Here is a 16,364-nt window from a genome sequence, read left to right as displayed (position 1 = left end):
GTCAAAGCGCCCTTTAATGGGCGCTTTGTAGAAGAGAGGGATATTCACCATGTCAGTGAAAACAATCAAACGAACCATGACAGCACTTGCCATTGGGGTGGCATCATTTATGTCGACTTCTGTCTCGGCTGGCGATCTGCAAGACATCAAAGATCGAGGTGTGCTACGTCATATCGGTGTACCTTACGCGAACTTCGTTTCGTACATTGACCAAGGCGAAATGCAAACACTGACCGGTCTTGATGTCGATATCATAAAAGGATTCGCAAAATCTCTCGGCGTTCGCTATCAATACGTACCAGCGCAATGGAACAACGTAGTAGGTAAGCTGACAGGCCAGCAAGTTGAGTACAAAGATGCGCAGCTTGTCGTTGGTGAGAAGATGGCAGTGGAAGGTGACCTGATTGCGAATGGTGTGACTATCCTCGACTGGCGCAAAAACGTGATCGATTTTTCAGATGATTACTTTCCTTCTGCGGTATGGTTGATCGCTCGAACAGATTCAACGTTAACGCCGATCACACCAACAGGCTCCGTGGAACAAGACATTGATAAAGTGAAAGCGCTCATTAACGGACGCGAAGTACTCGCGATGGAGCACTCTTGCCTAGATCCAAACCTTTACAACTTATATGACACCGGTGCGAAGGTGATCCTGCCCGATGGCCAGCGTCGTTTGAATGAGATGGTGCCTGCTATCATGAAAAACGATGCCGAGAGTACGTTGCTGGACGTGGCAGACACATTGATTGCGTTAGAGAAGTGGCCAGGTGAGATCAAAGTCATTGGTCCAATTTCAGAAAACCAAAAAATGGCAGTGGCTTTCCGTAAGGGCTCTCCTGAACTAAAAGCCGCATTTAACCAATATTTGAATTCAATTAAGCAAGATGGGACCTACCAAGCCTTGGTCGAGAAATACTACCCATCTATTTACTATTTCTATAATGACTACTTCTTAGAAGATAGTAAGAAAGATATATGAGAAAGTCTGTAAAAAAAATATCAAGCCAAAGAATCATCACCATTAGTGCGATTTTAGTGTCGCTCTACTTGGCGATGATTATTACGGTAACGAGTTTAGGTCAAAATAAATTAAAAGATTCACAACACCGAGAACTCGACTTAAAGGTGAAAAGTTACGCAGGTACCCTTGATAATTTATTTACGCTTGCCAGCGAAGATGTCGATCATTTATCCACCGATAAAACGGTGCAGACTTTTTTTGCCAACCTTGCTTCCGGGATGTCGATGGAATACGGGTTAGGCGCGAGCTTGATCAATTTGAAGCGTAAGCTCCAAGAGAAAGCAGAAGCGAAAACCGTCAATAATCAAATCATCTATAAAAAGCTGACACTAATCGGGTTAGATGGCTCTACTATTGTGACCACTGGCGAAAAAACCGATCACCGTATAGACACTTCCCGACTGCTTAACGAGCACGATCACCCTGAAGAAGTCAGAGCGATACGAGAGGGCGGCAAAGTCCTTATTCAAGTGGTTAAGCAAGTGATGTTTTCTGGTAAGCCCGTTGGCTACTTGATTGCAGACATCAACAAACAAGTGGTGATTTCCCAACTGACTAATCAGGAACACGAAGACAGCTACAGTCGTATGGTGCTGAAGATCAATGATGTTGAAATGGAAGTGTGGGACTCGATCAGTCGCAAACTCGAACAAGAAAACATCACGGCACCAGAAGCGTTAGCTCAAGAGTTAAAGCAAAAAATCTACTTTGAAGTTCCGATCGAACATCATCACTTTAAATTAATGGCGTGGTTTGAGTCATTAAGTGAACGTGACATCTACACCTCTCGTCTGTTCATCAATGGTTTGAGTGTTCTCGCTATCATGATTGTCGTTGGGCTACTGTACGCATTCACGCTTAATAACACTCGCGTCGAACTGAAAATCAAACTGGAAGAAGAGAAAAAGCGTAAAGATTTCTTGTCTCAGCAAAACGAGCGTTTAACCAGTGAAATTGAGCGCCGTAAATCGTCCGAGATGGAACTGGCATATCAAGCCAAACATGATGCACTTACTGGTTTGCCTAACCGTGTTTATGGTTCTGAACGTTTGGATTTAGAGTTGTCACGCGCAGAGCGAATGAAATCAAACGTACTGGTCATGTTTATCGACCTTGACCACTTTAAACAAATCAATGATTCAATGGGGCACTTCGTTGGTGACGAAGTGTTAAAGCTGGCGGCAGAGCGATTGCACAACGCAGTACGTAAAACCGATTTGTTGGCACGCATTGGTGGTGATGAATTCCTGTTGGTTATCCCTGATTTACAAGATGCCGACAGCGCAAAACGTTTTGCAGCTACCGTGCTGTCGGTATTCAACGAGCCGTTCGTTTGGCAAAACCACGAGTTCTTCCTATCGGCGAGTGTCGGTATGTCGGTGTTCCCTGAAGATGGCGACAATGCAGAGCAGCTACTGGCGTGTGCGGACATGGCGATGTACCGAGTGAAACAAGATGGCCGTAATGCATTCTGCTTCTATGATCACAACATGAACCAAGATTTGCAGCGCTTCCTAGAGCTAGAAAGTCGTCTTCGTCATGCCATTTCTCATGATCTTCTGGAGCTGTATTACCAACCTATTATCGATCTCGATAGCGGCGTCATTGTTGGTGCAGAGGCTCTGATGCGTTGGAACGACGAGAAGTTTGGCTTTGTGAATCCAGAAGAGTTTATCTCCATCGCTGAAAAGAACGGTCTGATTCATCAACTGGGCGACTTTGCGATTCGTCAAGCTTGCCAACAGGCGGCACAGTGGCAGGACGTTGCTCCTCTGTTTGTGTCGGTAAACTTCTCAAGTGTGCAGTTTAGATACTGCGATCGACTTTTCGAACAGATCAAGCAGCACATAGAAGAGTCGGGTTTGTCACCTGAATTGTTTGATGTAGAGGTGACAGAGAGCCTGTTGTTCAATCACAGTAGCGACCTGATGGAGATGCTAGATAACTTACGAGCACTGGGCGCTAAGCTCACCATTGATGATTTCGGCACGGGTTACTCGGCGCTGAGTTACTTACAGAAGTTCCCGTTTGATCGCCTTAAGATTGATCGCAGCTTCTTGCAGAACATGTTTGAGAACGAATCTGACCGTGAGCTTGTGAACGTGATTATTGCGATGGCGAAAGCGCTGAATCTAAAGATTGTCGCAGAAGGCATCGAAGAACAGCGTCATGTGGATTACCTGAAAAACCTAAACTGTGAGTTCGGACAAGGTTTCCACTATAGCCGACCATTACCCGCTAAGGACTTTGAAGCGCTTTTAGCTAAGCCAACTTGGCTATAACTCCTTTCATTACAACCTCATAGAAAAGCATTAATTGGATTCGTGCCTCGGATTCATTAATGCTTTTCCACCTTGAGGGATAATCGTTTTTCCTTCCTTGAATTACACTACACTTAATTGATAAGTAAATGCCTGTGATGCCCGTCACATAAAGGCTCAACCTCATTCTAATCGAGTAAAAACTCGACAAAATAAACAGGAAGGAATTGCGAATGTCTTCTGCATTTTACCAACAGATTGAACAGCAAATTGAAGAAGTGAAGGCGGAAGGCCTTTACAAAGCAGAGCGTATCATCACGTCTCAACAGCAAGCAGCGGTTAAAATCTCAACTGGTGAAGAAGTTCTGAACTTCTGTGCGAACAACTACCTTGGCCTTGCTAACCACCCAGCGCTTATCGAAGCGGGTAAAGCGGGTATGGACGAGCACGGTTTTGGTATGGCTTCAGTACGTTTCATCTGTGGTACTCAAGACATCCATAAAGAGCTTGAGCAGAAGCTTTCTAAGTTCCTAGGTAAAGAAGACACGATTCTTTACACATCATGTTTCGACGCAAACGCGGGCCTATTTGAAACGATTCTAGGCAAAGAAGACGCAATCATCTCTGACACACTAAACCACGCGTCAATTATCGACGGTGTTCGTCTATGTAAAGCGATGCGTTTCCGTTACTCAAACAACAACATGGAAGAGCTAGAGCAACAACTGATCGCTGCGAAAGAAGCAGGTGCTCGCCACATTCTTATCGTAACGGACGGCGTGTTCTCAATGGACGGCGTAGTCGCAAACCTTCCAGCTATCTGCGACCTAGCAGAGAAGTACGGCGCATTGACGATGGTTGATGATTCTCACGCTGTTGGCTTCATGGGTAAAACAGGTGCTGGTACGCACGAGCACCACAACGTGGTTGACCGTATCGACATCATCACTGGTACGCTAGGTAAAGCAATGGGTGGCGCTTCAGGCGGTTACACGTCTGGTAAAGCGGAAGTCATTGACTGGCTACGTCAGCGTTCTCGTCCATACCTATTCTCTAACTCTGTTGCACCAGCAATCGTAAGCGCTTCTATCCGCGTTCTAGACCTACTAGAAGAGAGTGGCGACCTACGTGACCGCCTATGGGAAAACGCTGCACACTTCCGTACTCGCATGGAAGGCGCTGGTTTCACAATGGGTGGTGCTGACCACGCAATCATTCCAATCATGCTTGGTGACGCAAAAGTAGCAGCAGAATTTGCAGAGCGCGCTCTAGAGAAAGGCATCTACGTAATTGGCTTCTCATTCCCTGTTGTACCAAAAGGTCAAGCGCGTATCCGTACTCAAATGTCTGCAGCGCACTCTCGTGAGCAACTAGACCGTGCAATCGACGCGTTCATCCAAGTTGGTAAGGACATGGGCATCATCTAAGTTTCGTTTCCTCTTCCTAGCCTCCTCCTAAAACAGAGGGGAGGGATTAAATAGGAAGGAGAAAGAGTTTATGTTTAAAGATAAAAAGGCTTTCCCAACTCTTCTGAGTCGGCTCATGGGCAAAGCCTTTATTTCTTCTTTAAACGCATTAGATGAAAGAATTTTTTGTCACGCATAGAGCGGGGCAATGTTTGGTGAATACTATGAAAATTAAAGCATTATCAAAGCTAAAGCCTGAACAAGGCATCTGGATGACTGAGGTTGATAAACCGGAAGTTGGCCATAACGACATTCTGATCAAAATTAAGAAAACCGCTATCTGTGGTACAGACGTACACATCTACAACTGGGACGAATGGTCACAAAAGACAATTCCAGTGCCTATGGTTGTCGGTCACGAATACGTGGGTGAAGTGGTTGCGATTGGTCAGGAAGTTCGTGGCTTTGAAATCGGTGACCGCGTATCTGGCGAAGGTCACATCACGTGTGGACACTGTCGTAACTGTCGTGGCGGCCGTACTCACCTATGTCGTAACACGATTGGTGTGGGCGTTAACCGTGAAGGTGCATTCGCTGAATACCTAGTGATCCCAGCGTTCAACGCGTTCAAGATCCCTGAAGGCATCTCTGACGATCTAGCGTCTATCTTTGACCCGTTTGGTAACGCAGTACACACCGCGCTTTCTTTCGACCTAGTAGGCGAAGATGTTCTAATCACTGGTGCTGGCCCAATCGGTATCATGGCTGCTGCAGTTGCGAAGCACGTTGGTGCTCGCCACGTAGTGATCACAGACGTGAACGAATACCGTCTAGAACTTGCTCGTAAGATGGGCGTAACACGCGCAGTAAACGTTGCTGAAGAGAAGCTAGAAGACGTCATGTCTGAGCTAGGTATGACAGAAGGCTTCGACGTAGGTCTAGAAATGTCTGGTAACCCAGCGGCATTCAACTCAATGCTAACCACAATGAACCACGGTGGTCGTATTGCACTACTAGGTATTCCACCATCAGACATGGGTATCGACTGGAACCAAGTTATCTTCAAAGGCTTGGTGATCAAAGGTATCTACGGTCGCGAAATGTTCGAAACTTGGTACAAGATGGCTTCACTAATCCAATCTGGTCTGGATCTATCACCAATCATCACGCACCACTACAAGATTGATGACTTCCAAGAAGGCTTCGACGTAATGCGCAGCGGTATGTCAGGCAAGGTTATTCTTGATTGGGAATAAGGTCGCGATAAAGCAGACAAAATTTTCCTGAGAACCAATTAATAAAAACGCCCCAAGTGAACCTTGGGGCGTTTTTGTTTGCATACAAAGAGCTAGTGCTTATAACTTATTGCCATAGTAGTCATTCCTTCCTTTTTGATAGTCACTAATCCCTCCTTGAATCTTGGTTGTATTTGGCAATGTGTCCTTGAAAAAGTAAAAATCACAAGCTTACGAATCTCACCATTACTCTCAAACTCATATTATGCCTCCCAACGAAACGATTCATTGAGAGGTATTTTTTATGTGTAAACAAGCAACGTTCAGCAAATATCAAAAACGCGCGATTAAATTTCTGTCTGACTATTTAGGCGCGGATACCCCATTTTCTTACGACAGAACACAGACTAACCATCTCAAAGTATTAATTGATGGGGTAGCAAAGCCGATCTTCACTGGTTCGACGCCCTCGGATTGCAAATCGATAAACAACTTCATGGCCGAAGTAAAACGAGAAGTGAAGGCAAGTAAGCTAGAAGGCGAAAGTACACAAAACTTCGCGCCACAGATGCAATTGCCAAATCCAATTAAATTGTCACAAGACCGACTAATCCAAACCTGTGTGAAGTCATTGCGTGCTCGCATCGACACGATGAAGTCGAAAGAAGAAGAACAAGTATTGGCAACCAAATCTCTAAATGAAGTGGGCGAATATCGTCTATCCGCTATCAAACACGCAGTATCACTGGCGCTTCAAGCTCGTAAGCAGGGTGTGTACATCAAATCAAAAGAGATGAAGACGATCGAATCAAAAATCTTAACGCATTTGGATTTTATGATGCCGACGTTGGCTTATTACGCAGAATTGTTAGAGAGCAAAACAAAGTATCAAAACAATGATTCTCAATCTAAAGCAACAAAAGAATCCTTAACTAACAACGTCATTAAGTTGGAAGGTACTGCCAAACCAGATCCTAAAAAGGAAAACAGTTTGGTGGGAGAACAGCCACAACCGGAGGTCAATATGAACAACAATAAGAACCATCAAAAAGGTAGTTCAGCCTCCGAGTTGATGGCTATGTCTCCAAACAACCGTATTTCGTTGTTACGTCAATTGTCCAAAGCAGAGGCACTGCTGCTTATTGATGATATCAATCAGGCTCTAGCGATGAACCGTGACCAAGACATTGCGGAAGTGGTTGCAATGATTAAAGAGAAAGACCTGCCTTTGGAAGCGATTATTTCTCGATTGGAAGCTGCATAAACAAGGACTTAATGTTGTTTATATTTGGGTTATAGAAAATATAAGTCGATTGTCAGTCTTTATTCTCATTATGATTCGCCTCCTTCCAAGCTATGGGGGCGTTCTAAGTCTTCAACCTTCAAACTCAATAGTTTGTCGGTGAGCGTTTTCGATTGATGGTTAATGTTAGGCATCAATCGAAAGCTACAGTGTTCTGTTCCCACTGGCTTTATTTGAGATTTACTAAATGAAAAAAACACTACTCCTTGTTGCTTTGAGCTCTTCCTGTGCTTTTGCAGAGGTCATTATTAACAACGGTGAAGTCACTATTGATTATGGCAACCCGTACACGAATGCATCGGCGGAAAATGGTGCAACATCTGATGGCTCTTATGACTACACCACAGACACGGTGATCAATAACATCAATGGCAATGATGAAGGTGCTTATTCTAGTGACCTGACTGAAAGCTTGATTTACAACAACATCAAGAATCAGTAAGGAACTCAATGAACAAACTGATTGTAATTGCTCTTCTTGCTTCAATGACCTCGGGTTGCTCCCTGATTGCACCAATGCGTAAAGCAAGCGAGTACCAAACCTATGATATCTGCTACACACTAGGTCGTTACACCAATTTAGAGTTGGAACTGCAGTGGAAAGGTGGAGAAGAAGCGGCAATGGAAGAGCTAGGACGACGTAATCTAACTCGCGGTGAACAAATGCAATGTCGTTCGGCAATGCGAGACGGGTCTCAGGATCGCGCACTCTCAGGTTATTAAAGAGACGATTAAATGAAAAAGAAATTATTTGCAGCCCTTGTGCTGCCCCTCATCGCTTTTACTACATCAGCAAACATGGTTGTTAGTGAAGGGCAATTTGTTTCAATTAAATGCACAGCTGTTGGCTACGACCCTGTAGGTAACCCCCAAGATTACGTACCTTGGGAAGATAATTACTTTGGTCCAATGAACTACTCCATTACCAAAGACAACGAAGGGTACAAAATGACGACGGGGTTATACTCTGGTCAGTTTTTTAACGTAAGACAAGGTGGCAGCAAACACAACTTGTTGTTTATTCAATCATATAATGGTGGTGCAGAGATTGCGACGATTGCTATTAATAGCAATATCATGACGTACACCAATACTTCTGGTGTTTTTTATAACCGTTTATGTGTTGGCAAGCTTAAAAGCGGAATCGTACTTAATTAATAACCGAACATCCTGTGCTTAATCTAGTCACTATATCGTCAGTCCACTAATGAACGCTCCTTTAAGGGGCGTTTGTTCTAAATGTAGTTTTCACTTGCTGATCTACATGACAATACGTAGAGCATTAATGTACCTGTGATGTGTCGATTGTGAGGGTATGAAACAATTTGTCATTACGATAGTAATTCATAGGCATATAAAGTCGTATAGATCATCGAATCACTCACAAAATTTTGGTATAAGGTACGAGGTTCTATCAACAGGTATTCTCTTATGTCGACATCTCTGAACTTTGAGCTAATTCGTGAACACAATGAAAAATTGGCCAATTTAGGTCATCTAGCTGAGCAAATACTCCACCTTGATCCTGGAAGTGCGATAACGCGTCTTCGCGGTTTTGCCGAAGAGGTGACTAAAGAGATCTACTCTATTGATGGTTTACCACGTTTACCGCAAGCAACCTTTATGGAGTTGTTGAAAAATGACGCTTTTGTTGAGGTAACCGAATCTCGCTTACGAGATCAACTCCACTTTTTAAGAATTGAGGGGAACGAGACTGCCCATGGCGGAGATGGCAACGTACGTAAAGCATACGCGGCGCTTGGCACTGCACACTCGTTATCTCAATACATGGCAATCAACTACTATGGTTTCCAAGTATCTGATCTTCAAGAGCTTAAGTATCCAGAGTCAGCGTTAAGCTCAAACTTATCGCAAAAACAATTAGAAAAAGTTGTTGAAGAGAACGAGAAGCAACAAGAAGCCTTGTTGAAAGAGCTAGAGCGTGAACGCCAAGCTCGAGAAGCTGCAGAATCAAAAGCAGAGCGTACTCAAGAACAGCTAAAACAAGCGAAAGCTCGCAGTCAACAAACAGCAAATAGCTTGGAATGGGATGAAGACAAAACCCGCCAGTTACTGATTGATACTCAACTTGCACAAGCTGGCTGGGACATCAATGACAAAGAAAGCGTTGGTATCGAAGTAGAAGTGAAACACCAACCTACAGCCACGGGTATTGGTTATGCAGATTACGTTCTGTGGAACGATGATGGCACTCCACTTGCGGTTGTCGAAGCCAAGCGTGCGCGTGAGCATCTACAAAAAGGTCGTGAGCAAGCGCGTTACTATGCAGAGGGTTTAGCTAAACAGTTCGATTGCGCCGTACCTATTGTGTTTTACACCAATGGTTATGAAATCTGTATTTGGGACACCAAGCAGTACAATACCTACCGCCAGATTTTCGGATTTTACTCGAAAGAAAGTCTTCAGTTCTTGCAGTACCAACACCAGTACAAAGAGCCAAACCTAGAAGTTCTCAACCCAAATGTGGACATCGCGGGTCGTCCATACCAAATAGAAGCGATTAAGGCAGTAACCAGTCAGTTACAGAATCAACGTCGAAAAGCCTTGATTGTTCAGGCAACAGGTACGGGGAAAACGCGTGTATCCATTGCGCTGGTGGAGCTATTGCTGCGTTCACGTTGGGTAAAACGGGTTCTGTTTTTGTGTGACCGAAAAGAGCTTCGCCGACAAGCCGATGGTGCATTCAAAGATTACCTCCCTACAGAACCACGTTGCGTGATTGGCGAGAAAAACCAAATCGACACCTCTGCACGTGTCTTTGTTTCCACGTACCCTGGCATGATGAACCGATTCTCACAGTTAGATGTTGGCTTCTTCGACTTAATTATTGCCGATGAATCACATCGCAGTATCTACAATCGCTACCGTGATATCTTTGATTACTTTGATGCCATTCAAGTCGGCCTTACGGCTACGCCAGTTAAGTTCATTGCACGCAACACTTATGATCTGTTTGGCTGTGAAAATGGCGACCCAACCTTTAACTTTGACTTAGCTGAAGCCATCTCCCATGAGCCACGTTATTTGAATCCGTTTCGAGTGAAAGAGTTCACCACGGAGTTCCTTCGCGATGGGATTCACTACAGCAAGTTAACGCCAGAGCAACAGGCGCAACTTGAGGAAGACTTAGGCGAAGAAGAAGCACAAAAGACCACCATCAAAGGCAAAGATATTGGCAAGAAGATTTTCAGTGTCGAAACTGACAGTGCGATACTCGAAAACCTGATTGAAAACGGGATAAAAGATGCGACCAACTCGCTAGTGGGTAAAACCATCATTTTTGCCCAGAACCAAGCGCATGCCGAGCAGCTTGAGAAACTATTCTGTGAAGAGTTGTATCCACAATATGGTAGCAAAGTTTGTAAGGTCATCCATAACAAAGTGGATCGCCCAGAAGCCCGTATCGACGAGTTTAAGAACCCAAACAACGATTTCCGTATTGCTATTTCCGTCGACATGATGGACACCGGCATTGATGTGCCAGAGGTAGTCAACCTTGTGTTTGCTCGCCCGGTTAAGTCATGGGTAAAATTCTGGCAGATGATTGGTCGTGGTACGCGTCTGTGTCCAGATTTGTTTGGCCCGGGGCAAGACAAAGAAGAGTTCTTGATTTTCGACCATTATGGCAACTTTGCCTACTTTGAAGAAGAATACGTCGAAGCTGATACGGGGCAAAGCCGTTCATTACTGCAAACGCTCTTTGAGGCGCGTCTTGAACTGGCTGATGAAGCGATGAAAAAAGCCGATGTAGCTGCCTTTGAGCTCGCTTGTGCCCAGATGAAAGCAGACATCTGTGACTTGCCTGATGGCGCCATTGCCGTTCGTCGCGAGCTTCGCACGGTCAAACAGCTGCAAGAAACCGATATGCTCCTTGAAATGAACGGTTCGACTCGACACATACTCGAAACCAAGATGGCTCCTTTAATGGGCTCGCGCACATTAAAAGACAAAGACGCCTCAATGCTCGACAGATTGATGGCGCAAGTTGAAAAGGCAAACTTAACTGGCAGTAGTGATATCGAAAACCTCAAAGTTGATTTGATTTCACGATTGCAAAACCTAGCGGTCAATATTACTGATGTTCGTAAGCAAGGTGATGAGATTGCAAAAGTTCAAACCCAACAATACTGGGATTCATTGTCTATAGAGCAGCTTGAAACGACGCGTAGAAACTTGCGCGGTATCATGAAGTACAAGAAGCGAGAAACCTCCGTTTATGATGCTACGCCAACAACACGCGCGGGTGACGGTGATGTGATTGAAAACGATCGCGTTGTGGTGATTGGTGATGAGAGTGAGGCGATGGTGTATCGCAAACGTATTAAAGACATTCTTGAAACCATGCTCGCAAACAACTCTGTGTTACAAAAGATTCATCAGAATCAACCTGTGACTGAAGAAGAGTTAAAGTCGCTCACTTCGACCATTCTTACCCAGCATCCTGGTGTTGATGTGAATGCGTTGAATGCCTTCTATGGTAATACGCCAGAGCAACTGAGCGAAACACTCATTCAGTTAGTTGGGCTCGATGCCGAGTTAGTTAATGAACGATTTACCGAGTTTATGCAGACTCACCAGTTGTCCTACATTCAAGTGCAGTTCTTAAACCAGCTCAAAGGGTTTATTTGCCGACACGGACGGATCAAAATGGCGAACCTGTACGAAGGGCAGTTTGACAAGCTCACCAATGGGGAAGGGCTGGATATCTTCAATGATGCCACCGCAGATCAGTTAGAAGCGCTGATTGAACCTTTCTTGCTGCCTCACTAATTCGTCAGCAATTTCGCATTAGTTGCAGGCGGTAGTAGCGCCGCGGTATTTACATTGTTCAGCAACCTAAATTAACCTCCGTTCGTTTGGGTGGCTTAACCGCCCGAACTTCGAACAAATTATGGAGATTGTAAGGTTACGATCTCCTTTTGTCGGTGTAGAATCCGATAATTCACGTTTAACCCTATTACGAACACGAGTACTTTGCGAAAACGCAGCCAGCTCCTTCGTAAATAGCACCGCAAATCACAAACAAAGAGAACACTATGTTAACTGGTCAACTACGTAATGACATCAACAGCTTATGGGATAAATTCCACACTGGAGGCGTGACTAACCCACTGGTAGTCATTGAACAAATCAGCTACTTGATGTTCTCTCGTATGTTAGACATGCAGGAAACCGCCGCAGAGAAAAAGTCAAAACGTACTGGTCAGCCATTTAAGCGTCAATTCCCAGAGACACCAGAAGGGCAACAACTGCGTTGGCAAAACTTTGTTCATATGTCTGGTGCTGAGCTGTTACCACATTTGCGCAATAACGTGTTCCCACACTTTTCTCAAGTAGAGCTTAGTGGTTCTGACATCGCGCAGTTTATGGAAGATGCTGATGTCGAAATTCGCAGCGAATCTGTACTTCGATCAGCGGTGGATATGGTAGATAAACTGCCACTTGGTCAAAGTGATGTAAAAGGTGATATATACGAATATCTACTCAGTAAGCTTGCGTCTGCAGGTATTAACGGTCAGTTCCGTACGCCTCGCCATATCATCGACATGATGGTAGAAATGCTCGATGTACAACCAACGGATGTTATCTGTGACCCTGCTTGTGGTACGGCGGGTTTCTTATCTCGTACGATGGAATACCTAACACGCACACATACAAGCAAAGAAAGCATCTACCAAGATGAAGATGGTAACCCAGTTTATACCGGTGATTTGCTGCATGAGTACCAAGACCACATTAACAACAATATGTTCTGGGGTTTTGATTTTGACAGCACCATGCTGCGTGTTTCGGCAATGAACATGCTTTTGCATGGAGTGAGCAGTGCCAACATCACTTATCAAGACAGCTTAAACAAGAACTTTGTTGAAAAAGACCAAGAACACGACTTCTTCGATAAGATCCTTGCCAACCCTCCCTTTAAAGGCAGTTTAGACGAACAATCGGTGAACCCGAAAGTTTTGTCTATGGTGAAAACCAAGAAGACCGAGCTGTTGTTCGTGGCGTTAATTCTACGTATGTTGAAGCTTGGTGGTCGCAGTGCGACTATCGTGCCAGATGGCGTACTTTTTGGTAGTTCAAAAGCACACAAAGATTTACGTCAAGACCTTATCGAAAACAACCAACTTGAAGCGATGATTTCGTTGCCAAGCGGCGTATTCAAACCGTACGCGGGCGTTTCAACGGGGATTTTGATTTTCACCAAAGGCGGCAGTACCGATAACGTCCTGTTCTACGACATGACTGCGGACGGCTACTCGTTGGATGACAAACGCAACCCAATTAAAGATAACGACATCCCAGACGCACTGGCAAAATGGAAGCGTTATAGTGAGCTGTACCAAGCCAACAACCAAGACGCACTAACGGCAGAGTTTGGCGACAAAACCCAAAAAGCCTTTATGGTGTCAGCAGAAGACATTAAAGCGCAGAAATACGACCTCTCTATCAACCGCTACAAAGAAGTGGTCTATCAAGAAGAAACGTTTGAGGACCCGAAAGTGATTCTGAACAAACTCAAAGCACTGGAGAATGAGATCCTGAAAGATCTTAATGAGCTGGAGGCGATGCTATGAGTTGGGAGGCTGTAGAGTTATCTGATTTAGTTGAGATTATGCATCAAGGAATAAATACAGCTGCGGATAAAGTAAACTATGCCGATATCGGTGTTCCTATCATTCAAGCTAAACACCTAAAAAGCAACGACATTGACTTTTATGATGTTAAGTTTTTAGGAAGTGAAGACTACGAGAAGTACAAATCTAAATATATACCCCAAAAAGGTGACTTACTATTCTCCAATATTGGAACAATTGGTAAATCAGTTATTGTAGGTGTGTGTGAAGATTTTATGTTTGCTTGGAATGTTTTTCTCATTAGAGTAAAGCATGAGCAACTGGATGTTTCTTATTTGAAATATTACTTCGACTACTTGCTTTCCATTAATTATTATGATCGTTTTTTAACTGGTGGAACAGTTAAATTTGTTAATAAGAAAACAATGGGTGCAATTAAGCTACCTCTCCCCCCACTAGAAGAACAAAAACGCATCGCCACGATTTTGGATAAAGCCGATGCGATTCGCCAAAAACGCAAACAAGCGATAGCTCTAGCTGATGAGTTCCTGCGCAGCGTGTTTTTAGAGATGTTTGGTGATCCGGTGAACAATCCGAAGGGGTTTCCTTTAGGTACGATCCGCGACTTAGTGGAAAGTGCTAATTACGGAACATCAGGCAAGGCTTCGGAGTCTGAGGGCGAGTATCCAGTGTTGCGTATGGGCAACATTACATATCAAGGTTCTTGGGACTTCTCTGACCTCAAGTATATAGACCTGACAGAAAAGGAGCTGCCTAAGTACCTAGTTCATAAGGGAGACCTCTTGTTTAATAGGACGAATAGCCGTGAGCTTGTAGGTAAAACAGCTGTATACGAAGAAGAGCTACCAATGGCATTTGCAGGATACTTGGTAAGAGTTCGTGCAAACGAGATGGGAAATACCTACTATTTATCAGGTTACTTGAACTCAGGGCACGGTAAGAAAGTTCTATCAGGGATGTGTAAGAGCATTGTTGGCATGGCAAATATTAATGCTCAGGAGTTACAAAATATAAAGTTATTGTTGCCACCAATTGAGTTACAGAATCGATATGAGGAAATAGTCAAGGCAGTACGCAGTCGTGTCAGTACTCAGATAGTTAGTCTGACTGAACTGAACGAGTTATTTAGTTCTCTTTCCCAAAAAGCCTTTTCCGGTCAACTGTAAACAACTTAGCCCTCATGTATCATTTGCATGAGGGTTTCACTGCCTTAAACTTCACAAAATTTAGTCAAAAGCCCTTTTTCTATATTCAGTGACTTAATAACTATATAGAATGGGGTGTTGTTTGCGATTAAAATTACATATGTTTTAATCGATGCCTCAAGGATAGAGAGTGGTTGGTAGCCATAATGGCTCAGCAATGAAGCAAAAAAATTATTTATCCATCGTGTAGGCTTACGCTCCACTGAAAGACTCAATTAGCTTTCATTTAAGCGACCTGCAAATTAGCAGAAAAAATGATGAAAAATATCCTGTCGGGTCCTCATTTTCTTGATTGGAATGACAAGTTCCATGTAACAACCTCGGTCGCGTTTCAGCGCACTAAAAATAATTCTGGCTTTAACTTTACTGTTGAAAATGGTTTTAGCCGAATCTATTACCATGCACCAACGACGAAAGATTTAAATCCCGGCAGATACATCATCTGCTTTACCCAATCGAAGCTAGTTTCCGAGCGCAATGATGCGTTTGCGGTTATTTCTGAAGCAGATTTTAAACTCTATGCCATGAGTGAAGTCTGTTCACCGTCGCTCAATACTCAGTTTGTTCAATTTGTGAAACGTAACACTAGCCTTATCAAGATGGTGGAGCGTGCTGTTTGGCAAAAGCTTGGTCAGTTGATTGCTTCAGAGTCGGACAATGAGCGTCAAATTTCACAGGTTTTATCTCATTGCACCACTTTAAAGCTAGAATCCCCGACTTTACTCGCTCAACTCAACAGCGGTCAGATTCGTACACCAGAATTATTTGAAGAGAAGCTTATAAAGACGCAGTGGGACAAATTGTTACCCTCTGCGATCCGAGTCCGTGCAGCAAAGACATTGTTTGATAATTTTGATGACGTACCCGCTCAAGTCGCCGTATGTATTCAGAAAAGTATTCTAACGCCTGAAATTAAGGCATTGGCAGCAAAGGCTGTCATAGCTGATCCTGTTTTAGCAAATTCTTTCCCACTTCAAACATTCGTGCAACTCTGTGCTACGACAGCATTCAACCCTAATAAGGAAGAATTCGAGAATCTATTTTCTGTTGTGGATCATCAAAAATCGAAAGTTGTCGCTCAATATTTACCAATAGCGCTGATTGCGGATTTTCCGAACCATGTCAGTTTGACCCAGCTACTAGATTACCTCTCTATCCCTGAAATCAGCGAACCAGAATCGATTCTACAGCAGGTATTTGCTCGTATTGAGTCTAATGAGGCTGAAGTTAGCAAAGGCGATATTGCTTATCTCAATCGAACGTTGAAAAAAGAACATTTACAAGACTCGGTTACGGCGTTTTTCAAGATAGTT

12 protein-coding genes are annotated in these 16,364 nt (G+C 43.9%); all 12 read left to right on the top strand.

Features of this window, described 5'->3' with window-relative positions; all coding sequences use genetic code 11:
* Positions 1–49: 49 nt before the first annotated feature.
* Positions 50–982: a transporter substrate-binding domain-containing protein gene (locus tag KIO97_RS10780; RefSeq protein WP_005432277.1), complete on the top strand. Its 933-nt coding sequence runs from the start codon at positions 50–52 to the stop codon at positions 980–982.
* Positions 979–3,306: a bifunctional diguanylate cyclase/phosphodiesterase gene (locus KIO97_RS10775; RefSeq protein ID WP_077201992.1), complete on the top strand. Its 2,328-nt coding sequence runs from the start codon at positions 979–981 to the stop codon at positions 3,304–3,306. Before KIO97_RS10780 ends, KIO97_RS10775 begins: the two co-directional genes overlap by 4 nt.
* 212 nt (positions 3,307–3,518) lie before the next feature.
* A complete protein-coding gene (locus KIO97_RS10770; protein ID WP_285382446.1) occupies positions 3,519–4,712 on the top strand; it encodes a glycine C-acetyltransferase in 1,194 nt (397 codons plus the stop codon).
* A 203-nt stretch (positions 4,713–4,915) separates the two neighbouring features.
* Positions 4,916–5,947 carry an L-threonine 3-dehydrogenase gene (gene tdh / locus KIO97_RS10765; RefSeq protein ID WP_038891494.1) on the top strand — a complete coding sequence of 344 codons (1,032 nt, stop codon included), beginning with the start codon at positions 4,916–4,918 and terminating at the stop codon, positions 5,945–5,947.
* Positions 5,948–6,230: 283 nt separating this feature from the next.
* Positions 6,231–7,190 (top strand): hypothetical protein, encoded by a 960-nt coding sequence (locus tag KIO97_RS10760; RefSeq protein WP_285382445.1) that lies wholly within the window; start codon positions 6,231–6,233, stop codon positions 7,188–7,190.
* 226 nt (positions 7,191–7,416) lie between these two features.
* Positions 7,417–7,671 carry a hypothetical protein gene (locus tag KIO97_RS10755; protein WP_038868430.1) on the top strand — a complete coding sequence of 85 codons (255 nt, stop codon included), beginning with the start codon at positions 7,417–7,419 and terminating at the stop codon, positions 7,669–7,671.
* 8 nt (positions 7,672–7,679) lie between these two features.
* Positions 7,680–7,952: a hypothetical protein gene (locus tag KIO97_RS10750; RefSeq protein WP_285382444.1), complete on the top strand. Its 273-nt coding sequence runs from the start codon at positions 7,680–7,682 to the stop codon at positions 7,950–7,952.
* A gap of 12 nt (positions 7,953–7,964) precedes the next feature.
* Entirely contained in the window at positions 7,965–8,387 is a 423-nt protein-coding gene (locus KIO97_RS10745) for a hypothetical protein (protein WP_122020845.1), read from the top strand.
* A 273-nt stretch (positions 8,388–8,660) separates the two neighbouring features.
* Complete coding sequence (locus KIO97_RS10740; RefSeq protein ID WP_285382443.1) at positions 8,661–12,020, top strand: DEAD/DEAH box helicase family protein; 3,360 nt, start codon at positions 8,661–8,663, stop codon at positions 12,018–12,020.
* Between the two features lie 266 nt (positions 12,021–12,286).
* Entirely contained in the window at positions 12,287–13,825 is a 1,539-nt protein-coding gene (locus KIO97_RS10735; RefSeq protein WP_285382442.1) for a class I SAM-dependent DNA methyltransferase, read from the top strand.
* Complete coding sequence (locus KIO97_RS10730) at positions 13,822–15,012, top strand: restriction endonuclease subunit S (protein WP_285382441.1); 1,191 nt, start codon at positions 13,822–13,824, stop codon at positions 15,010–15,012. Before KIO97_RS10735 ends, KIO97_RS10730 begins: the two co-directional genes overlap by 4 nt.
* A gap of 293 nt (positions 15,013–15,305) precedes the next feature.
* Positions 15,306–16,364, top strand: a 1,059-nt coding sequence (locus KIO97_RS10725) for a hypothetical protein (RefSeq protein ID WP_285382440.1), incomplete at its 3' end; no start/stop codon positions are given.

Source organism: Vibrio sp. B181a (genome assembly GCF_030248375.1).
GTDB classification, from domain to species: Bacteria; Pseudomonadota; Gammaproteobacteria; order Enterobacterales; family Vibrionaceae; genus Vibrio; species Vibrio campbellii.
Note: the sequence above shows the minus strand (reverse complement) of the source record. Positions and strands in the feature narration are given on the sequence as shown.